Raw genomic sequence first — 22799 nt, forward strand, 5'->3', positions numbered from 1 at the left:
TAGTTATGTTTGATGGATCAGGCGAAAAGCAATTAGCCAAACAGTTACTGATTTTTAAACAAGGGCAGGATTCGCTGTTTGGTGACTCGGATGATGTAGAGACAGGGCTGGAGAAGATCAGGAGTAAGATGTCTGATCTGACCAACATTAAAAACTTGCATTTTCTTCTTGGGGCAGGTGCAAGTGCCGATGCGATACCTGCTATGGCTCCACTAATTCAAATTGTTGAGAACAAAGTATGCGACACGAATACATCAGCAGATATCGTATTTGGCGGTCGTAATTTTACTCATGATGAATTGAAAGATGCTTTTCAGGAAGTAAAAAAGTACTCACCTAATAACCTTGAAAACATGTTGGGCACCCTCTACTCAAAGCGATCTTACCTGAAAGGAGTTGGTAAAGAGGATAAGGTTAACGACTACTTAATCAGTCTTATCGAGTCTCAAATCTACACATCAATCAACATTGATTGTAATGCTGTTCCCGCAAAAAAATCATTAGATCTGTATAAGAAGCTCTACCAAAAACTCTCACTACGAAACAAAGATCTCGCCAGAGTAAATGTTTTTACTACCAACAATGACCTACTAAGTGAAACAGCTCTTGGATACCTGAACATCAACTACAACAACGGCTTTAGCAGCGGCCTTGCCCGAACTTTTAATCCTGCTCGTTTCTCCTACACTTTTTCCCGTAAAGTTGACTCTGGCATGGAGAAGTATGAGCCATTAGAGAACATGGTTTACCTCTACAAGTTACATGGGTCAATAAGCTGGATTGAGTCAGATGACAACTCGTTTTTTAACATAAAAGAGATTGATGTTAAGCCAACACAAGAACCATTACAAAAAAATGTTTTGATTTATCCTACACCTTTAAAGCAGAACAAGAGTTTAGGTTCACCGTATGCCGATTTGATTAGGGAGTTTCAAAACAAATTACTGCTTCAACATGGGGTATTGATTGTGATTGGCTACAGCTTTAGTGATGAGCATATTAACAATGCCATTTATGCCGCTCTTGCATCAAACCCAAGTTTGAGCGTGGTGATCTTTGGTGATTACTCTTCACATGAAAACCTCACGCAACTTCCAGATAGGCGTATTTATCAAATTTCAGGTAAGCACCCGAAAGAGGTTGATGAAAAAGGTGAGCCAAAAAAAATTCACTACTTCGAATATATCGTCAACAAACTCATTCCTGACTTAGATAAGAGCCGTGACAGCGATTTGCTTGAGGACTTTATGCGAACTCTGAAGCGGGCAAGAGGTGACTTATGAGAGTTGGCAAAATCACCTCGGTTAACTTTAACCAGTTTAAAGTTAAAGTATCAACAGAAGTAAGGGGGAATTCGGTTAATCTTGCGGGTGTTATCTACTACTTTGGAAACATTGGTAGCTACCTTAAGACCACTAATTCCATTGGTGAGCAACTCATTTGTGAAGTGATCTCTATCTTTGATAGTGATATGAAGGGTGATACAGCGGCTTATGATGTAGATAGCAGCAGAGAGTTGCTACTAAAGCCTATCGGTACAATCACAAGAGATGAGCGTTTTAACCTTGGGGTAGGTATTTTCCCTGCTATCTACAGTGAAGTTAACATTGTCACGTTTGAAGATATGAAGTTGATACTTCAGACCAACCTAGACAAAGAACTGTGCAGCAAGGTTCACCAAAGCTTTCATTTGGGGGAGAGTAAAAACTTAATTAACTACCCTATCGATATCTCGATTAACTCATTTTTCAACATCCACTCTGCCGTTTTAGGCAACTCTGGAAGTGGCAAATCTAATACCATTGCGCATATCATTCAGGATATACACAAGAAGCGGAATAACTCAGCCATTGGCTCTAGGATCTTGATTTTTGATGTTAATGGCGAGTATCGCAATGCATTTGTTAATCATGATAAATGCCCTAATTTAAGCGTCCGATTCTTAAAGCCCAACATTGAAACTGCTGAAGATGGCTATGAGCCATTTTATCTCCCTCATTTTCTGATGAATATTGACGAGTGGAGTGCTTTTTTGATGGCAACGGATGCCACTCAACGACCATTTTGGGACAAGGTGCTTCAGGAAAGTTATAAGTTCTACATGATCTCCACTCGTGATGGAGATGAACGCTTGAAACTGATCAATTATCTTCGTTTTAAGATATGTAATTTGCTCCACACTCTTCATGCTCAAGGAGATAGTGAAACCGTAATTATTACTGCTGCCAAAAGCGTAATTTACGGCATAGTTGAGCTAATTAAACTTGATGTTAATCTGAATATAGCTTGCCAAGCCGCAGGGGTCATTGACGACCTGAACAACTTACTTGCAAGCTGTACCATCTCATACGGTGAAAATAAGGATAAGCTAAAGAATGCTCTGACAATTGTTAGAGGTAAAATTAATGACGCTGCTGTACGTGAAGTCATGGATTGCAGAGCTCATGGTGAGGAGTATTTTGACTATCGCTTTCTAAAGCAAGCTGCAAATATGGCTCTGCTTGAAGAAGATGCCAGAGGCAATGGTAGGGTCAGAGAATACACTTCAACAATGATGACTAGGCTGGACTTTTTCCTTGATAATCCTGATTGCCGATTTATGCGGAATAGGCCTGCAAGCACATCTGATATTGAGAGCTATCTTGAATGGTTATGGAACTCTAAATGTACAGTTCCAGCACAAACCAATATGGTAATCATTGATACCAGTGAGCTTTCAAGAGATGCCCTCGAAACTCTAACGTCTGTGACATCAAGGCTTAACTTCTCTTATCGGAAGAAGCTCAAAGGTTCTCAAAGGCGGGAGAAGCCCATCCATTTGGTACTAGATGAAGCTCACCGCTATATCAAGAGAGATACAAAGTACCTATTAAGAGAAAATATTTTTGAGCAGATAGCACGTGAAGGCCGTAAGTATGCGCTGTATTTACTGATCTCTTCACAGCGCCCCTCTGAGTTGTCAGGAACTGTTTTATCACAGTGCTCTAACTTTATTATCCACCGTATTCAAAATGAGATAGATATGAAATATGTCTATGCGATTTTGCCTTATTTCTCCGATGATTTTGCTAACAAGATAAAGCAATCTGTACCAGGAGAGGCTTTAGTGTTCGGCAACTGCGTTTCAATGCCTTTGCATGTTCGTATTAAACAGGCATCACCTGAACCAAATAGTGAGAACTGCAGAGTTCATGAAGAATGGTTTAAGGCTTTTCCACCGCCGCCTCCGACATTACCACTTGTCTCGTTTATGTCAGATGCAGAGGAGGAAGCCTAAGTGAGAGAAGAGTTACTACATGACTATGAAGAGCACTCTAAGCTTCATCAAGATAAACCTATTTTTCACCGAATTAAATTCGATGAAACTAGCATCTACCTAACCAAGGCAAGTTATTATGACTTAGCAACAGGTTGCGGCTCTCAGGGGCATTACAGAGTTTTTCCTTGGACAGATATAAGAGCCAAGGCTTTTCTTGGTTTTGAACTAGGGCAGCTCAGTCCTGCATTAGGCAAAGCTCAACTGATAGGTTCTTACTTACCCAATGCTGATGATTTAACCGAAGTGAAGTACAGCTCATTTGAGGGAAAAGCCTATTATGAAAGTGCTAAACAAGAGCTGAGTAAATCTGAAGCGGCTGCACCTTCTGATAAAGAGATACATATCTCTGGCCAGAAAAAGATTGATGCCAGCAACTTTATGTCAATGCGTGAAATTATCCCAACAGGTGCTCAAGGAAAAGCAATTTATGGTACAGGAAACTACATCATTGACGGCGCAGCAGGAACAGGCAAATCCACAACTGTTCTTCAAAAAATCAAGTTGTTACAACTCCACGAGAAGATTAGTTCTGATCGAATTTGCATCATTGTCAAAAACAAGCAGGTGGTTGAGCCTTTTCAGAAGCTTTTAGAAAGCCTCCAAGTTTATGACATTAAAATTTACACTCAAACTGAATTTGTTAAGTCATTCTACGCTGATGCTGAATCACTCACTCTTGATACTCTGATAGACGCTTACCACAAAGTAAATGGCTATGTTGAAGAGTACCGCAAAATCACCGACATCGAAGAGCTTACTTCTGTAAGCCTTACAGATAAGAAGAAAAGTGCACAACTAGCTGGCTCCCAAAATTTTTCTTCGCAGCTTCAGTTGATTATTCGGTCGTGTGAAGAGTTTTGCCTTGAGCGTAAAAAGCTCATGCAAGCTCAAGATGCTTTGAAAAAAGAAGATAGGGAGCAGCTTGCTAGATACCAGAAAAAAGCTGAATCTGAGCTTCTTGCCCAAAAACGTAAATCTCTTTTAAGGCGATTAGGATTTCAATCAGAAGAGGTGAAACTGAACTTGGGCGACGAAGCCAAAGTTCGGAATATTGTTCAAAAATACAAGACTAGCCTTGAACAAAAACAGCGAGAAAATGCGAAAGTTAACGAGCAAAAACTCAGCTATATGCGGGAAAAAATAAACCAAATTAAAGTGGTATTAGATAAGTTGCTCGTCTCAGAAGATAACCTAAAGGCTGCATTTGGCTCGGCTATTCCAATGGCTCTTTTGTCGCGCTATGCAAACAAACACGTTACTCATTTAAATAGTTTTCATACTGTGATTATTGATGAAGCTCAAGATGTTTCTCAACTAGCTATTGAGTTGATTCGACTACAAGCCAACAATACGATTTTAGCGGGCGATGAGTCTCAGCAGGAACTTGAGCAAGGAGTTGGCTCGTGGAGCAGTGTTCTTTTTGTCGACAATGAGTTCTCAGAGAACGGTAAGCAGAACCTATTTAAGCTTCGCCACAATTTCAGACAAACCTATGAGTTAGGAACGGTAAGTTACAATTATAGGCAGCTTATTTTAGGGCGAGCGATTGAAGACATTAAACAAGATTATTTTGATGATCAGATTGGTTATTCTCAACCTTCTTTAAAGCGGATATACAGTACGGAAGACTTCTATAGCTTAGTGTCAGAGAAACTATCGTACATTCAAAACCATTTTACTGAGCGTTTCCCCTTGGTTGTATTTTATGAAAACAGCGCCAACTTGAAGCGTTTTCAAGACTTATTATCCGCTCGATACTCTATTGGTTTGGGCAATGTATCTAATAAAAGTAAAGATATTTTGTTGATCTCTACTGACGAAATTGCGGGGCGTGAATTTCCAGTTGTGATAGCTCCACTGACGAATAACACACTATCTAGCACTACTTACATTATGCTTAGTCGCGCAAAGTTCGACCTTACACTGGCCCTTTCAACCCAAAATGAAATCGAACCACATATTCAAAAGCTGATTGATGCAGGACTGATATCAGTCAAGCAGAACGAGAGCTTAATGCTGTGAAAGGAAGCTAAGGGCATATTATGATTGCAAATTTCACAGAAGAGTTCAGCGCTAAAATACCTGCTCTCACCTTGCTCACTAACCTTGGCTACCAGTTTATTCCGCCTGCGGAATGCTTGGCGATGCGTGGCCGCATGTCATCGGTGATTCTACCTAATGTCTTGCGCAGTGTGCTGAAACACAAAACCCATACATTTCTCGGGAAGGACTATCCACTCACGGATTCTGCTATTGATAAAATCATTCAAGAGTTGGCCGCGCCAGCGATGAATGCTGGCTTAAATGCCGCAAATGAAAAGCTCTACAATGCCTTAACCTATGGCATTACTGTGACTGAGTTTATCGAGGGCAAAAAAGCCAATCCAACTATCCAAATTATTGATTGGGAGACGCCAGCCAATAACAAGTACCACTTCACCGAAGAGATGGAAGTTGAAAACACACACGGCACAGGTAAACGCATCCCTGATATTGTCTGTTTTGTTAATGGGTTGCCTTGGGTGGTGATAGAGGCTAAACGACCTGATTCATCTCATGGAGGTAAACCGACGGTAGCTGAAGGTATTTCGCAAAATATTCGTAATCAGAAGAATGATGAAATTCCTCATCTGTTTGCCTATTGCCAACTGCTACTTTCAATAAATGGCAAAGAAGGCCTATATGGCACTTGCGGCACACCCAGTAAATTTTGGGCAAAATGGAAAGAGGAAAAGCTTACCGAAGCGACCTTTGAACGTCTGAAAAACACTCAGTTAGCACAAGACAAACTCGACCTGTTGTTTAACCACCGTCCTGCCAAATTGTGCGATGAGTATTTATCTCTGATTGCAGGTGGAGAGCTGGTCGTGACGGACCAAGACCGCTTATTGGTTTCACTACTGCGACATGATCGCCTGTTAGATATGGCGCGGCTATTTACTTTATTCGATAAAAAAGCGGGCAAGATTGTTGCTCGTTATCAGCAGGTATTTGGCATTAAGGCGCTGATTGAGAGAGTCACTTCGTTCGACGACTCATTATCAGGTGCGAGAAAGGGGGCGCGTAACGGTGGGGTGATTTGGCATACCACTGGTTCGGGTAAATCCTTCACCATGGTGTTCCTCTCAAAGGCATTAATTTGGCTTGAGGAGCTTAAAAAGTGCCGAGTTGTGATAGTGACAGACCGAGTAGATTTGGAAGATCAACTAGCCCGTACATTTGCCTCTGGCGGTGCCTTATCGGATAGAGACAAGAAAGATGCGATGGCTACTACGGGCAGACGCCTTGCTGAACAAATTGGTAAGGGAAATGAGCGGATCATTTTTTCTATCATTAACAAGTTCGGTACGGCTATCACTTTACCTGAGTGTTACAACGATAGCCCCGATATTATTGTGTTGGTCGATGAAGGCCACCGCAGCCAAAACGGTTCGAACAATATCTTTATGCAGCAAGCTCTACCCAAGGCCGCATACATTGGTTTTACAGGGACGCCGCTGCTGAAAGATGATAAGACCGAGAACAAGTTCGGAAAAATCATTCACTCCTACACAATGCAGCAAGCGGTCGAAGACCAAACGGTCACCCCATTGTTGTATGAAGAACGTATTCCTGAACTCAGCACCAACGACCGTGCGATTGATGCCTGGTTTGACCGAGCAACAGATAAGCTCTCGGAAAAGCAGCGTACTGACCTGAAGAAAAAGTTCTCACAAAAAGGCCAGATCTACCAAACCGAAGGGCGTTTGGAGTTAATTGCCTATGACATTTCAGACCATTTCCAAAACTTTAAAAGCCAAGGGCTAAAAGGCCAATTAGCGTGTGACTCAAAAGCTTCTGCAATCCAATACAAGAAGCAATTGGATAAGATTGGCAAAGTCACTTCCGTAGTTGCGATGTCTCCGCCTGACACACGCGAAGGTCACGATACCGTTGATGGTGAAAGCAAAGACTTAGTGCAGAATTGGTGGAAAGAGAACGTAGGTAATATGGACGAGAAAACCTACACCAAACAGATCATCGAAGCCTTTGGTCGTGATGATGGCCCAGACATTATGATAGTGGTTGATAAACTACTGACAGGTTTTGATGAGCCGAAAAACACAGTGCTTTATATCGATAAGCCACTGAAACAGCATAACTTAATCCAAGCCATTGCTCGAGTTAACCGTCTACATCAGAAAAAGCAATTTGGTTATCTGATCGATTATCGTGGAATCCTCAAAGAGTTAGATTCCACTATTGCTGATTACCAAGAACTGGCAGAGCGAACTCAAGGCGGCTTCGACATTGACGATCTCAAAGGCTTATATAGCCGGATGGATACAGAATACAAGAAGCTGCCAAGTTTGTATCGCGACCTGTGGGCAATCTTTGATGATGTGAAGAACAAGCAAGATGGTCAGGCGCTACGCCAAGCTCTGACGCCTAAGATTGAAACCATTGATGGTCAACTGATTGATACTAATCTGAAAAAGCGTGAAGATTTCTATTCGGCACTGACACTGTTCGCCAACTGTTTAAAGGTAGCGCTGCAATCAGCAACGTACTTTGATGATAAGAGCTTTGATGATAAGCGTGATTTGTATAAAAAGACGCTGAAATCCATGTCTGAACTTCGCAAACAAGTTCGTGAAGATGCTGAAGAGACGGTTGATTATGATCAATATGCCGAAGATATTCGCGGTTTGTTAGATAAGCATATTGCAGGGGTCGAAATTAAAGAGCCTGACGGCGCTTATTTGGTCGGTAATATGGGAAAAGCCGCCAAACCAGAAGACATGACTGATGATGAAGCTCGGAATAAGAAAGACGTCATCACTGGACGTGTAACTAAAATGATTGAGCAAGATTTAGCGGATGACCCTTACGCACAGGAGTATTTCTCTAATCTCCTCAAAAAGGCAATTGAACAAGCCAAAGAGATGTTTGATGCGCCTGTTAAGCAATATCTTCTATTTGCTGATTTTGAAGAGCAAGTAAAGGAACGCCAGGTTGAAGGGATGCCTAACGATCGCTTTGCAGAGCTTAACCCGAAAATTAGGCGCCATGTCCAAGCTTATTATGGCTTGTTCCTCAAGAATGTGGGTCATGAAAGTTCGCTTAGCGAGGATGAGCGATTTGAGCATGCGCTGTTGATTGATGCTGCGGTTACCGCGGCTGTTGCTGAATACTCAATTAACCCTAGTGAAATAGAAAACCAGATTCGCCGAGAGTTACTGCCTGCACTGTTCAAAGCTGTTGGAATGGAGAAGGCAAAAGCGGTTTTAGCTGATGTTATTCAAATTACTCGTCTTGGCTTGGCAAGTTTTCAAGCATGACTTCTATAAACTCTACTGAGGATAATAAAGAGGAGTACAGCTTTATTTATGGTGATGAAGCTGTGACCTATGAAGTGGTCCGTAAACCACTTGCGGAAAATAAGCCAAGAAAAATTGCAATCAAGGTACACCCTAATTGTGAAATCGTAGTTACAGCACCGGATGATGCTAAGCGGGAATATATCCATGAAGCAGTGTTGAAACGGGCGCGTTGGGTTTACGATTCGCTCAAGGAGTTTCGCAATCATTTGTTATACGTGCAGCCCAAAGCATACATCAGCGGTGAAATGCAATTTTATTTGGGTCGTCGTTACGTGCTTAAAGTCATTGAAAATCTAGATGAAGCACATTCTGTTAAGATAGAACGAGGCAAACTAAAGGTTAGCTTGATGCGCTTCAATAATGACAAAGCCGCGATGACTAAAGCTATGGTGTCAGGTTGGTATAGCGTCAGAGCAAAGAAAGTTTTCCACGATCGTTTAAGTGTGCTGCTTGCTCAAACTCCTTGGGTGGATGGTGTGCCGAGTTTTCGTGTTTTACCAATGACTAAACAGTGGGGAAGTTGTTCAGCTAAAGGCACGTTAATGCTGAATCCCCACCTTATCAAAGCGCCTAAAGAGTGTATTGATTACGTGATTTTGCATGAGCTTTGCCACATTGCAGAACACAACCATAGCGAGCGCTTTTGGCGTTTACTGACAAGCGTTATGCCCAATTGGAAAGAAGTTAAAAGCCGTCTAGATGGGATGGCGGAGCTGTATTTGAATGAGTGAAAATTTCGATTTTGAATTAGCTCAATTATTGCGTGAGCAAGTTCCCAATGACGAATCTATACATAGTACCTTACTGCGAACATTGTTAGCGTATGACCCTAATGTCAAGCCCATTGGTATTATCAATGACCTAGGCCGATGGATAGTTAGTCCATTTGTCCATAAGGGATATGAGCATCTTTTCTCTCGCTATCCTGACCATGTCTTGCTAGAAACAATAGATATGAATTTGTCGGTTGATGGCTATGGCAACAGTCTTTTTGACAATCCTGCTGAATATACCTACCGAATCGAGTCTACATTTTTTGGTGGTCGAAGAGCGAGAGAGCGTGCAATGCCTACAAGGGGAGTGAGATATTGCTTATCTTGTATAAAAGAGGGGATTAATAGTGTTGGTTATGGGTATTTTCGCTACTTTTGGGATTGTTCAAATGTATGTCTTATTCATGGTCAGCCACTTAAAGAACTACCTGAGTTGGGATTTTCTAAAACGTTAAAAGCCGTGCAGCGCTTGTTTAGTGGAAAAGATTGTAAACATGCGATTACTTTAAAGGTTCAATCTGAAAAGGTTAGCAATAACTATAGAAAACTTTCATGGGATAAAACGGGGCGGTATTTATTTCCGATTAAGTTTGCTCCAGGATGTTTGATGGCAGTTTTTGCTCGATGGGTCTATGATAATTATTCATTATTCGAAAACACAGTATTGAGGAATTTTTCCGCAAAAGTCACACATCAATATTTTGTTCTTGATCCGTTATATAAGAGATATACCTCCAGGAAAGCAGAGTTTTTTGCTTATTATACACTTTATAAATTTGATTACAGGCGAGACTTTGCGAGTATTTTTCTGCTTTGTGCAGAATATGAGTCTGCATTACTAAATTCGTTCATGGTTAATGAAGTCAGTCTTATCGGTTTGGAGTTGGGGCCAAGAAAACAAGGAGTTCTCCGAGAAATCTTTGCAAAGCGTTCAGAGAGGGATTGTGGTACTTGTACTGCAAAGTCTTGCATTATGAAAACACATCAAGGCACTTTCAATGTAGATGCAACTGAATTGACCCTTAAGAAGTTATTTGAAAACTCTTATACATTGGCAAGAATATCAATGCAGGGCAGACCGATAAGAGCTAGAAAGGAGTCGATATGGGGAGCTATCGATCTTTATCCAAAGGTTACTGATAACGATAAGAAATATCTTGAGGAGGTAAATTTTCAGTTAAACAAAGTTTGTCATCCCTCTTAATTATTAGTGTACAAACTTTATTATTCCAAACTTGATTTAGTGTACAAACTTTATTGTTCCTAATCAAGTCTCTAGCTTGTATAATAATAATGAAATTTAGGCTACGGACTATCTGGTTTAATTGAGTTTATTTTATTGATAACGTTTTGCTAAGCTGCAATAAAATAGCTGGCTAAAATTAGCTCGAAATGAGCAGAGGCCAGCTACTTTTTCCGTTTGAGTAATATGTTAGAAGTCAACTAATACTGTATTTCTAAAGATCTCTGATCTAGTGACCCTAGATTTTCTATTGTTTGTACCTGCGTACATGTAGCCATAATAAATTCCAAAATCATTGTCTTTTGTATGCTTGTTTTTAAGTATATTTTCTTCAAAAGATAGTAAGTTATCTTTAAAGTTAGATGGGATATTTATAATCATGCAAATTTCAACAATTAGCGTAAAGAAGTTTGATTTCCTGAACCAAATTGAATCTACATCTAGATTTAACGATTTAACAATTGAAATTGCATTTAAAATCAAAGATTTTATTTTATGGTAATTAGGATATTCCTCGTTAAACTCTGCAATACATTTCTCAAGTTCATTATCCCGATGATAGTACCCTCCACGCTCCAGCGTAGACATAACTTGAAGAAAAAAGTGTACGTCTGCCATCCGAGTAAACTCTGAATCGTGAAAAACACCAAACTCTTCTAGCCCTACCTCATTTGACAATTCTTTAGCCGTTTGAATAAATTTACCATCGTAAATAGCATTTTGAATTTCAATATCAGACAATTTAAATTTAGTTAAATTAATACGTCTGAATATTTCTCTCACCAGAGAATCATCAACTTTTCCGATATCTCTTACAACGATCTGATAGGAGAGAAACTCTTCACGTTCATTTTCTTCTAAGTCATCGAATTTTTTTACAATTGTCAAAGGTTTATCAAAAGAATCCTCTATATAGTTTTTAATTGTAGTTAAGCGTTGCTGACCATCTATTACTTTTTGGCTTGTTCTTAGCTTTTTTGTATCAATGTCACCCTGGCAAACATATATTTCCGGGAACGGGAAACCATTTAATATAGTGTCTAAGAATTGTTCTTGATGCTCGTGAGTCCACACAAACTTACGTTGAAAATCAGGCGATAAATTCAACTTGTTATCTTCAATTTTTTCATAGATATCAGCAATTGTAGGATTGGTTACAGAAGGTTTTATTTGATATGCCATTATTTTCTCCTTAAAATTCGACTTTTTCTAATGTCTATTAATCCACTTACTATATAATCTTCAAGATGCTCGTAACTCTTAAAAACACCTGCATTTACTTTATAATTACCAACTTCAGATTTCCCATATGACATACTTTGAAAGAAATCAAACCAATCATTTTTAAATGTTTTCATTTGAAATGAAATTGGCAGTTTATCTGGCCTAATCCAACCTAAAGCTACGTATTCCAAAAACTGGTGGTACATCTCTAGTTCACTTTGACGAACAACAGTACGAGCTTTACGAAATGACATTTGGTACTTAGAAATATCTCTCATAATTTTTTCAAATAAACTAGGTGAGATAATGGCTACATCGATATCAGAATCATAATCAAATTTTTTAAGTTGAAAAGGGCTGAAGCCTAATTTTCCTGATCCTGTGATATAAATTTCATGAAAAGGAATATTGAACTTATATGCGATCTTCTTTCTAAATTCATAAAAGTCATTATCTCTTCCACTAAATACATGAGGAGTTCCATGAAGAACAAATTTTCTACAGAAATCATATTGTTTTTCAATCGTATCTTGTTCTTTTAACTGTTCCATAAAATTTTCAAGATGCACAATTATTCCTTTTGCTTCTAACATTCTATTAGTGCGAATATGCTTTTACCTCATTAGGTCAGTAAAAGTGCGCACATTAACTGTCTGTATTACATTGAACTTATCAGCTTTCGATTGTTTTTCAAATACAATAATTTATCAGGGAAATTTTGCATGCTCGTTTTCCAAATCTATTTCCTAGAAGTGATAATTTTTAAGTGATTATTTTTAAATGTTTTTTATCTTTAGAGGTTTGATATAAAACGCACAGATATCGACTCAAAACCAAGTGATAGAAATACAATTGCATAACTCTCCTGTAGCTGCGGCCATTCGTGGTGAGTCGTTGCAAGGACGGCATTAACCATTTTGCAGTGCCTGCAGTCCAACCAATCTTTTTAACTGATCGTCAGTTTTGTTTCTGCATAGCGCAGTTTTTTCACCCTTGGATTGACGAGGGAGTCGGTGATCATGAGTGGGCTGAGGCTACCCATGAACATCATGGATTAAGAAGCTACAGCGATTGAATAGTCATAGATTTTTAAGCATTAGTCAGTGGTTAACAAACTTATCCATGAGTTGAACTAGATAGATGTGATGTATAGAAAACTTGAAAAACGATACGTGTTTTCTCCGTCATGTATAATTTTTGAGGAAAACTATACATATTGACTCTCTTAAGTATAAAAAAGAGCGAAATTTATCTATATAGACTCGTTTGCTTTGCTTACTACTGGCCCACTAAATATTTAGAGCAACTGGTCGATTGCGGATTTTTAACGAAACAAAAAGTGGGCACGCTAACTATTACATTAACGCCCCCTTGTGCCAGTTGCTGATCGCCCACAGCTAAACTGATTGTAACTATGGTGTTTTTGCAGTGCCTGCCGTCTAACCAATCGCCAGTTTGGTTTCTGCGTAGCGCAGTTTCTTGGTCCTTGGGCTGGCGAGGAAGTAGGCGAGTACGAGTGGGCCTAGGCGACCCATGAACATTATAAAAATGATGATGGCTTGGCCTAGAGTAGTTAAGTTGCCTGTCAAACCGCGGGACAAACCGACTGTGCCCAGTGCCGATACGGCCTCAAAGACGATATCAATTAACGGTGCGTTTTCACTTAATACCAGTGCGAAGATGGCTAGCCAAGTGACGCCAATGGAGATCATGGTTAGCGCCAAGGCTTTGCTGACAGTGTCTTTGGGGATCTCGCGCTTAAATACATAAATAGCTTCATCGCGGCGTAAATAGCCATAAGTTGCCAAGATGAGCACCATAAAGGTGACCACCTTAATACCGCTGGCGGTACTTAATGAGCCGCCGCCAATAAACATCAATACCAGCATGAGTAGTGTTGTACCATCTTCGAGTTGGTCAATTGCTAGTGTATTAAAGCCTGCGGTGCGCGGTGTCACGGCTTGAAACCATGAGGCTAACCATTTCCCGAGTTCGCTTAAGGGCGCCAAGGTATTGGGGTTGTTGTACTCAATAAAGTAAATCGCAATCACGGCGACGGCGTTGATAATCATAGTGCCTGTGATCATCATGCGGCTGTAAACGCTGAGTTTTGACCAACGTTTGTTCCTACGAAGATCTATCCACACCGAAAATCCGAGGCCACCTATGATGAGCAGGCCTGTGATGGTGAGATTAATGACAGGATCGGCAACATAGGGCATTAGGCTGTCGGCACTGAGGGCAAAACCTGCGTTGTTAAAGGCGCTGATGGTGTAGAAAAAACCGTGGAATAAGCTGGTTTGCCAACCAAGTTCCTGACTCCAGTACACGGAAAGAATGGCCATGCCTACGGCTTCAACCAGTAAGGAAAACACTAACACTGATTTTGCCGTTGACACTAGAGTCGATGTATCTGTTTGATTAAAAGCCTCTTTTGCGACTGTTTGGTGTAAAAAACCAATTCTACCGCCAATGGCGATCAAGGTGACAATGGCGAAGGTCATCAGCCCAAGTCCACCGCATTGAATTAACAGCGCTATGACGATTTGCCCAAAGGGCGTAAAAACAGTGCCAGTATCGACAACAACCAGCCCTGTCACTGTTACTGCCGAGGTGGCCGTGAACAGACTTTGTAGCCACGTAATAGACGATTCGGTTGCTATGGGCAGTTTGAGTAAGCAAGTGCCTAAGATGATCAATAATGCAAAGCTCACGCTTAGGATGAAGGGCGGTGCGCCTAACAGCTTTTTACTCGATTTGGGTTTATGCTCAATCGCCATGATGGAGGGATGCCATTGAACCAAGTTACACCAACCTTGGCGCTAGGTATTTGAGCTCAGTACGGCTACCGCAGAGCAGTAAGGCGTCATTCGTTTGCAGGATAAATTGACTATCAATTTTGCTGAAAACCGTCAGATCCCGCTTAACCATAATGGCGGCGACTTTGCCTTTAGGATTACGTATCACATTGCTTTTTACATCATCTTTAACATCATCCTGTGCAGCGCCGAGGAGTTGGCTGACAGTGGTTTGATCAAGGTGAGGCTTGATATGGATTTCGACCACATAGAGACCATCACCAATCGGCAGGAAATTGTTCACCATAGGATAGTTGAGTGACTGGGCAACACGTATGCCCATTTCTTCCTCTGGATGTATGATGCGGGCGACGCCGAGTTTAGAGACGATAGTGTGATGCGCTTTAGTGCTGGCCTTGACCCAAATGACTTCTACGCCTAGATTTTTCAGTGCCAAGGTGCACAGCAAACTTGATTGCATATCTTCGCCAATTGCGACCAGTACGGCTTCACTGTTTGCGAGATCTAGCTCACGTAGTGCGGCTTCGTCGGAACAATCACAAATAACCGCTTCGGTTAGGTCTTCTACGTATTTTTCCACCATTTTAGGGTCACTATCCACGCCAGTGACCGTGTGGCCTAAGTGGATCAATTCTAGGCTAGCGGCGACACCAAATCGCCCTAAGCCAATAACGGTAAAATGTGCCATTAAAATATCCTTTTCTAATTTATAACAGATACTTATCTATTGTTTGTTAAGCGATAACCTAGGCCCGCTTCTGTCTTAATGAGCTGCTGCTCGCTGCTGTCATTGAGTTTTTTACGTAACTGACTGACTAAGATCCGCAGATAATGACTGTCTTCTTGATGGGTTTTACCCCAAATATCCCGCAGTAATTCAGTTTGTTTAACGAGCTGACCAGGGTGAGACATTAAGGTCTCCATCAGGGCAAACTCCTTTTTGGTTAAGGCGATTTCTTGCTGATCGAGCCAAAGCTGGTGGGTACTTTTTTGCAACTTAAGTGCGCCAAACTGCAGTAAATCACTTAATGGCGGTTCATCGACTAAATCGCGGACTAAAACCTTGATGCGAGCGATTAACTCCCTGATCCCAAATGGCTTGCTGAGATAGTCATTGGCGCCTGCTTCCAAAAGACGAATTTTTTCTTCCTCTTGATCGCGGGCGGTTAAGATAAGCACAGGCACTTTGTCACTCTGACGTAGGGTTTGCAGCAAGCTGATGCCATCACCATCGGGTAGGCCAAGATCGAGCACTAACACGTGTGGCTGCTGCGCATGATATTGCGCTAGGGCTGACGCAATCGAGGCGGCGCCATGATATTCGAATCCTTCCGCTTCTAACGATATCCGCATAAAAGTGTGGATTTGCGCTTCGTCATCGACGACCAGCACCTTATAAGCCATTTATTCCTCTCCCTTTTTTATCGGCAATGCGATACGAATAAGGCTGCCATGAGCGACAGGTTCGGCGCTGATCTGGCCACCATGGGCGGTAATTATGCCCTTAGCAACAGCAAGCCCAAGGCCCGAGCCGCTATCGGTTGAGGGATGCTGGCGATAAAAGAGTTCAAAAATTGCCTGCGCTTGAGCGGGTTCTATGCCAAGACCCTCATCTTGGATATCTAACAATAATGCATCGCCCTGCTGATACGCCTTTACTATGACTTGCTTATCAGAAGGCGAATAGCGCAGCGCATTATCCAATACATTAAAAATAGCTTGCTCAATCAATGAACTGCAGATCATCAGTGACGGTAGATCGGCGTCACTCTTGATGATAATACGCGGCTGCGTGGCTGGAAAACGGGCAATAGCTTGGTGCAATACATTCACTATTGCGTCTTCACTCAAGCTAAATTTGAGTGCGCCGTGTTGTAACTTAGTGGCTTGCAGCAGGTTTTCGATATATTGGTGCAGGCGATGGCTTTCGGCCGCCGCGCTATCAATCAGCTCATCCTTTTGGTCTGGGCTGAGCTTAGGCATGTATTCCTTTAGGGTGGTGAGCGTGCCTATGATAGTGGCGAGTGGGGTGCGTAAATCGTGGGAAACCGACAGCAAAATACTGTTGCGTAACTGAGCTTGTTCGAGAGCATCTTGCTGACGTCGATAGTGTTCGGCTAATTTGCTGGTGGTGAGGGCGACAAGCAGAAACACACTGAGATTGAGAATGTCCTCAAGATTAAACATCTGGAGTGAATAACGTGGTGTGGTAAATAGAAAATTAAAGCTGGTCGCCTCAAATACTGCCGCAAAATAGGCCAAGTTGGCGTTGCATTGTAGGGCTACGGCCACTACGGCCAATTGTAAAATCAGCAGTACGGCGATAGTCGAGTGTGAAAAGTGATCGATAAAGGCGCTACTGAAAATGGCCGTCACTAGCACTATGAAGGTAAATAAAGTCGGGTGCGAACGCCAGTATTGTGTCATGGGAGCCGCTATGGATGAAGTCATGAATAGAAAGACGCATATAAAGAAAGTGCCTGTACTTTAGCAAAGGCACTTTAAGATAGCGCGTAAAAATGTCGTAAAATTTGTAACCTTGTGAGTGGCTTAGCTTGCACTCAGCTTAGAAAACTCGAGCTTGTTCACATCACACTTTGGGTAAATGATAAGGCTTACCGCATACACTCATGTTGTAAGCCTTAACCTAGGCGCAGGCCATTACGTAAGATGCCAAAGTGCCTATCCAACCACTAACCCTGAGTCATTGACCCGCCCGTCATTGAGCTAAGCATCACCAAGGTATTGGTGGGGGCACTAAGCGTTTGCCACTATAGCCAGTAACGGCGGCGAAGCGGGGATCTTCGGCTTCCCAATCTGCCTGTGCTTTGACTATTTCATCTTTGCTATGGCCAACAAAGTTCCACCAAATGCTGACAGGATCAGCCAATGGCGCGCCGCCAATCAGCAGTATGCGACAACCCGCCTCGAGTTTTATGGTGATGGTTTCGCGTAGCATGCCAAGGTAGGCGAGGTGGTTATTATCAAAACTGTCATCCTCGATTTGGAAGCGGCCTTCCAGTGGCATGAGGGCATATTCGAAACTAGGGTCGAGATTCAGAGTGAGTTCAGCGTCATGGGCGGCAAACAGATCTATGGCAACGATAGGTGAGAAGTGTAATGTGGGCGCCTGTTTATGATGCCAATTGCCAATCAGTAGGGTGAATTCGATATTCGCTTCGAGCCAAGTCGGCAGCTCTGGGTAGTGATCGAATCTCGGAGTGGTATCTTTGTGTTCCAGTGGTAAGGCAATCCATAGTTGGGCTGCGTGCATAGTGTGATGGCCCGCTATCGACTCTTCGGTGTGGGCTATGCCGTGTCCGGCTGTCATCAGGTTAACTTGTTTTGGGCGGATCACTTGAGCACTGCCGAGGCTGTCCCTGTGCATGATTTCGCCTTCGAGCATCCAAGTAAAGGTTTGCAATCCAATGTGTGGATGTTGGCCGACGTTTAACTGCGGGCCGTCGGTGATTGGGCCAATATGGTCGAGAAAGCACCAAGGGCCGATAAGGCGGCGCTCTTTTTGGGGAATAGCCCGTGCGACAGGTATGCCGCCGACATCACTGATTTTTGGGGCAATTCGTTGAGCTTGAATGCGGCCATTTTCAATAGGACATTCCTTAGGGCCACCATAAAACTGTGCTTTTAGTTCACTCATGTTCGCTCCTTATTCCATTACTAGGGCATGCTCAGTTCAGTTTGGCTCGGTTCAGTGCTGCTAAGTGTGAACCTAGAATCTCGCATGGGGGTGATCTCATCTTGCATTCGAGCCGAAGGTTTTAGCTTCGGGTATTCCAGTCGATTTTGCAAATTGTGGCAGTGACCTGATAGAGGGCAATTTCACTTTTTAGTGGTTAACTTAACGTGTTTTAGGTTCTTCAAATTGTCCTTCGATACACTTTGATAGCCTAATTCAAGTACGAATGTGTGACTGAGCCCGCGTGAATGGGACTTTTATCTGTCCTTTACTTTAGCAAGCCTGTATTTATGTGGGCATTAGCGTTTGATGTTTTACTCGAGCCTAAATACGAGTGTTTGACAAGTTTGGGGCTCGGTGATTTTTATCATCCATGTCTTACGTTGGATCTGCAAAATCGAGTCTATCTTTTATGGGAGCTTGTGTTGGCGGCAAAGCCTGTCTTCACCCTAATCCATTCAGCGTACAGGCTTAACACTCATAAATATATCATTGGTAAATATAACGTTGGGCTGTGATTCAGCGTGATAGATCAAGGAGAAAGCGTGCTCGAAAATCAAATGATGTTACTGGCGGTATTTGAACGGGCAGCCTTGATGCTGATGACCCTGTTTTTTTTAACCCGCACTCGACCGTTTCAGCGTTTATTCCAAAAGCGTAATCATACCCCCGCAGAGTTGGTTTCTGTGGCGGCGATATTTTGCTTATTTGCAGTATTTAGTACTTATACCGGCATTGAGGTTGAAGGCGCGTTGGTTAACGTGCGGATTATCGCAATTATTTCTGGCGGGATTCTATTTGGCCCTTGGGTTGGTATTCCTGCGGGTGTGCTGTCGGGGCTGCATAGATATCTTATTGATATGGATGGTGATACTTCTATTCCGTGTTTAATCGCTAGCATTATTGCCGGCCTTATGGCGACGTGGATTTATTACAAATGTCCCAAATCTAAGTTGTGGATTTATGGCATTGCGGCGGGCATGTTGTGCGAAACGCTGACCATGTTGTTGATTTGGTTGCTGACAGAGCCACACGAGGTGGGCGTTGAGATTGTGAGTCACATTGCCTATCCCATGATTGCGGGCACTGTGTGTATCGGACTGATTATCAAGCTAGTGCAGGACCTCGACGATGAGAAAGAGTTGATTGCCGCTAAGCAGGCCAAGCTCGCGCTGGATATTGCCAATAAAACCTTACCCTTTTTCCGCAAGATTGATCGCCATGCCTTAGAGCAAGTGTGCGCTGTGATCCGTAATGAAATCCATGCCGATGCTGTGGCGATTACCGATACTCGCGATGTATTAGCCTATATGGGCGTTGGTAAAGATTACTACGAGGTCGATGGTCATCAAGCGATTAGCGAAATGACTCAAAGGGCGATAGAGCAAGATCAAAACATTATTAACAATGACTTACGCCAATATCATTTATCGGATTTTCATTCGGTCATCATAATCCCGCTGCGCGAAAACGGCACTGTGAGTGGCACGTTGAAGATTTACTATCGCAATACCTATCGTATCACTAGCTCGTTGCGGGAGATGGCTGTGGGTTTGTCGCAGCTAATTTCGACCCAGATGGAAGTGTCGCGTATCGAGCAACTGCAAGAGATGACCCGCAAGGCGGAGTTTACGGCGTTGCAGAGCAAGATTAATCCACATTTTTTATTTAATGCCCTCAATGCGATTTCTTCTTTGATCCGTATTCGGCCACAGCAGGCGCGACAGTTGATTGCTAATCTGGCCGATTATCTGCGCTATAACTTGGCTAAAGGCGATGAGCTGATTGATATCCAAGAAGAAGTGAAGCAAGTCCGTGATTATGTAGCGATCGAGCAGGCGCGTTTTGGTGACAAGCTTGAAGTGATCTTCGATGTCGACGATGTGCATTTTTGTGTACCTTGCCTCTTGTTACAGCCGCTGGTGGAAAACGCCATTTTGCACGGCATTCAGCCGCGCAGTGCACCGGGTAGAGTGACGATAGAAGTGAAAAAACTCGATGCAGGTATTCGCGTCGCTGTGCGCGATACTGGCTATGGGATCCGCCAAGAGGTGATTGATGGCGTAGCTGCTGGCCGTGTAGAAAGTAGCAGTATTGGGCTGATGAATGTGCACCAGAGAGTGAAGTTATTGTACGGCGAAGGTTTGCAGCTTAAACGGCTCGAACCGGGGACTGAAGTCAGTTTTTACTTACCGGAAAATGAGGCGCAAGTATGTTAAAAGCCATCATAGTTGAAGATGAATATCTTGCCCGTGAGGAGCTAGAGTATTTAGTGAAGAGCCACAGTGAGATAGACATAGTGGCTAGCTTCGAGGATGGCTTAGAGGCCTTTAAATATTTGCAGGATCACGAGGTCGATGTGGTGTTTTTGGATATCCAAATACCGTCCATCGATGGCCTTTTGTTGGCGAAGAATCTGCATAAATCGACTCATCCTCCCCATGTGGTGTTTGTTACTGCCTATAAAGAATTTGCAGTAGAAGCGTTTGAGCTCGAAGCCTTCGACTATATTCTCAAGCCCTACAATGAACCGCGGATCATCAGCTTATTGCAGAAGATTGAACAGGTGGGGCGGCAAGCACCAAAGCCGCAACATGAGGCCGCGAGTAACACCAGTCGAACCGTGAATTTAGTCAAAGGTGAGCGGATTATCGTTACGCCCTGCGAGCAAATTTATTATGCCGAGGCCGATGAAAAACTCACCTATGTGTACACCCGCACCGACCGTTATGTGATGCAGATGACCATTAGCGAGTTTGTCAGCCGCTTGCCCGCTGAGGGCTTTTTCCGCTGTCACCGTTCCTATTGCGTCAATATCAACAAGATCCGCGAAATCGTGCCTTGGTTCAATAGTACTTACCTGATTAGGTTGCATGATTTGTCGTTCGAGGTGCCCGTTAGCCGTAGTAATATTAAGGCTTTTCGACAGCTGATGAGGCTGTAATTGTCATTCATTCCTGCAGATCTGTATTTCATGCCTTAATTGATCGGCGCGAATCGCATCTCTCTTATAGTGGACTCAATTCCTGATCCCCTAAAGCGAGATGCATCATGACTAAAGAGATGAACCGTACTCGGTACCTGACCTTAGTTGGTACTATTATCACCCAGTTTGCACTCGGCTCAGTTTACACTTGGAGCCTGTTCAATGCGCAGTTGGCCGTTAAGCTCGACGAACCCGTCAGCCAAGTGGCATTTGTGTTTGGTTTGCTGAGTTTGTCTTTGGCCGTGGCATCTTCCATGGCGGGCAAATTACAGGAACGCTTTGGCGTACGTAATGTCACCTTAGGCGCAGGCCTGTTACTCGGCGTTGGCTTCTTACTCACTGCTCAAGCCAGTAACTTGATGATGCTTTACCTGTGCGCAGGGATTTTAGTGGGCTTTGCCGATGGCACTGGCTACTTGATGACCTTGTCTAACTGCGTGAAGTGGTTCCCTGAACGCAAAGGGCTGATTTCGGCGTTAGCGATTGGTGCTTATGGTCTAGGTAGCCTCGGATTTAAATACATTAACGTGCTGTTACTCGAAAACACTGGCCTTGAAACCACCTTCCAACTGTGGGGGCTGATCGCCATGGCGTTGGTCTTGTGTGGCGGTATGTTGATGAAAGATGCGCCTGCACAATCAGCCGCAAGTCAGCAAGCCGAAAGTCGCGACTTCACCCTCGCTGAAGCCATGCGTAAGCCGCAATACTGGATGCTGGCGCTGATGTTCCTGTCGGCCTGTATGAGTGGTTTGTATGTGATTGGTGTGGCTAAAGATATCGGTGAGAAGATGGTCGACTTGCCTGTACTGGTCGCCGCCAATGCTGTTGCTGTGATTGCTATGGCGAACCTCAGTGGTCGTTTAGTGCTGGGTATTCTGTCGGACAAAATCCCCCGCATTCGGGTTATTTCACTGGCGCAGATCATCACCTTAGTCGGTATGGTGTTACTGTTGTTTATTCCTTTGAATGCTAACCTGTTCTTCGTTGCGGTTGCCTGCGTTGCCTTTAGTTTTGGCGGTACTATCACTGTTTATCCATCATTGGTGAGCGACTTCTTCGGCCTGAATAACCTGACTAAAAACTATGGCGTTATCTACTTAGGTTTCGGTATCGGCAGTATTATCGGTTCGATTGTCGCCTCGTTATTTGGTGGGTTTATTGCAACATTTAACGTGATTTTAGTGCTACTGGTGGTGGCGTTAGTCATGTCATTAACCATTCGTATGCCAGAGCCCAAAACTCCTGCGTCAGCTAAGAAAGCGACTAAGAGTACGCCTCGCTTAGTGAATATGACGGCCGAATCTGCATAGGCGTAAGCTAAGCTTTTCCTCTTTAGCCAAAAGCTAACACAAAAAATCCGCAGCCAAATGGCTGC

Annotated in this window: 16 protein-coding genes; 9 read left to right on the forward strand and 7 right to left on the reverse strand. The window is 43.0% G+C overall.

Annotated features, from left to right (window positions below):
- Positions 1-5: 5 nt before the first annotated feature.
- Genes L5M28_RS03835 through L5M28_RS03860 form a run of 6 tightly spaced genes read left to right on the forward strand, consistent with a single transcriptional unit; the run spans position 6 to position 10659 of the window.
- Positions 6-1283, forward strand: coding sequence for an SIR2 family protein (locus L5M28_RS03835; RefSeq protein ID WP_263202541.1), 1278 nt, complete (start codon positions 6-8; stop codon positions 1281-1283).
- A complete protein-coding gene (locus L5M28_RS03840; protein WP_263202543.1) occupies positions 1280-3277 on the forward strand; it encodes an ATP-binding protein in 1998 nt (665 codons plus the stop codon). Before L5M28_RS03835 ends, L5M28_RS03840 begins: the two co-directional genes overlap by 4 nt.
- Entirely contained in the window at positions 3278-5341 is a 2064-nt protein-coding gene (locus tag L5M28_RS03845; RefSeq protein ID WP_263202545.1) for a UvrD-helicase domain-containing protein, read from the forward strand.
- A 20-nt stretch (positions 5342-5361) separates the two neighbouring features.
- Positions 5362-8640, forward strand: a complete 3279-nt coding sequence (locus L5M28_RS03850; protein ID WP_263202547.1) for a type I restriction endonuclease subunit R — start codon at positions 5362-5364, stop codon at positions 8638-8640.
- The gene (locus L5M28_RS03855) at positions 8637-9413 is read left to right on the forward strand and encodes a M48 family metallopeptidase (RefSeq protein WP_263202549.1); all 777 of its coding nucleotides are present in this window, start codon (positions 8637-8639) and stop codon (positions 9411-9413) included. The genes L5M28_RS03850 and L5M28_RS03855 overlap by 4 nt, the downstream gene beginning before the upstream one ends.
- Positions 9406-10659 carry a TniQ family protein gene (locus tag L5M28_RS03860; RefSeq protein WP_263202551.1) on the forward strand — a complete coding sequence of 418 codons (1254 nt, stop codon included), beginning with the start codon at positions 9406-9408 and terminating at the stop codon, positions 10657-10659. Before L5M28_RS03855 ends, L5M28_RS03860 begins: the two co-directional genes overlap by 8 nt.
- Before the next feature lie 228 nt (positions 10660-10887).
- On the opposite strand, the gene L5M28_RS03865 is transcribed toward L5M28_RS03860, so the two are convergent.
- The 7 genes from L5M28_RS03865 to L5M28_RS03895 form a co-directional block, all read right to left on the reverse strand.
- Positions 10888-11880, reverse strand: coding sequence for a DUF262 domain-containing protein (locus tag L5M28_RS03865; protein ID WP_263202552.1), 993 nt, complete (start codon positions 11878-11880; stop codon positions 10888-10890).
- On the reverse strand, positions 11880-12515 hold the full coding sequence (locus L5M28_RS03870) for a hypothetical protein (RefSeq protein ID WP_263202554.1): 636 nt from the start codon (positions 12513-12515) through the stop codon (positions 11880-11882). Before L5M28_RS03870 ends, L5M28_RS03865 begins: the two co-directional genes overlap by 1 nt.
- Before the next feature lie 846 nt (positions 12516-13361).
- Positions 13362-14726 carry a TrkH family potassium uptake protein gene (locus L5M28_RS03875; RefSeq protein WP_131524530.1) on the reverse strand — a complete coding sequence of 455 codons (1365 nt, stop codon included), beginning with the start codon at positions 14724-14726 and terminating at the stop codon, positions 13362-13364.
- A 1-nt stretch (position 14727) separates the two neighbouring features.
- Positions 14728-15429: a potassium channel family protein gene (locus L5M28_RS03880; protein ID WP_113941209.1), complete on the reverse strand. Its 702-nt coding sequence runs from the start codon at positions 15427-15429 to the stop codon at positions 14728-14730.
- A 32-nt stretch (positions 15430-15461) separates the two neighbouring features.
- On the reverse strand, positions 15462-16145 hold the full coding sequence (locus tag L5M28_RS03885) for a response regulator transcription factor (protein WP_131524531.1): 684 nt from the start codon (positions 16143-16145) through the stop codon (positions 15462-15464).
- Positions 16146-17192 (reverse strand): PAS domain-containing sensor histidine kinase, encoded by a 1047-nt coding sequence (locus L5M28_RS03890; protein WP_263202556.1) that lies wholly within the window; start codon positions 17190-17192, stop codon positions 16146-16148. It lies immediately after the preceding gene.
- 283 nt (positions 17193-17475) lie between these two features.
- On the reverse strand, positions 17476-18399 hold the full coding sequence (locus L5M28_RS03895; protein WP_263202558.1) for a pirin family protein: 924 nt from the start codon (positions 18397-18399) through the stop codon (positions 17476-17478).
- Positions 18400-18983: 584 nt separating this feature from the next.
- Between L5M28_RS03895 and L5M28_RS03900 the strand changes: the two genes are divergently transcribed.
- The 3 genes from L5M28_RS03900 to L5M28_RS03910 all read left to right on the forward strand — a co-directional run bounded on the left by L5M28_RS03900 (position 18984) and on the right by L5M28_RS03910 (position 22734).
- The gene (locus L5M28_RS03900; RefSeq protein ID WP_287478759.1) at positions 18984-20657 is read left to right on the forward strand and encodes a sensor histidine kinase; all 1674 of its coding nucleotides are present in this window, start codon (positions 18984-18986) and stop codon (positions 20655-20657) included.
- Entirely contained in the window at positions 20651-21382 is a 732-nt protein-coding gene (locus L5M28_RS03905) for a LytR/AlgR family response regulator transcription factor (RefSeq protein ID WP_105250908.1), read from the forward strand. Before L5M28_RS03900 ends, L5M28_RS03905 begins: the two co-directional genes overlap by 7 nt.
- Before the next feature lie 107 nt (positions 21383-21489).
- Complete coding sequence (locus L5M28_RS03910) at positions 21490-22734, forward strand: MFS transporter (RefSeq protein ID WP_173497262.1); 1245 nt, start codon at positions 21490-21492, stop codon at positions 22732-22734.
- Positions 22735-22799: the final 65 nt, after the last annotated feature.

Source organism: Shewanella sp. SW32, from assembly GCF_025653365.1.
In the GTDB taxonomy this organism is placed as follows: Bacteria; Pseudomonadota; Gammaproteobacteria; order Enterobacterales; family Shewanellaceae; genus Shewanella; species Shewanella oncorhynchi.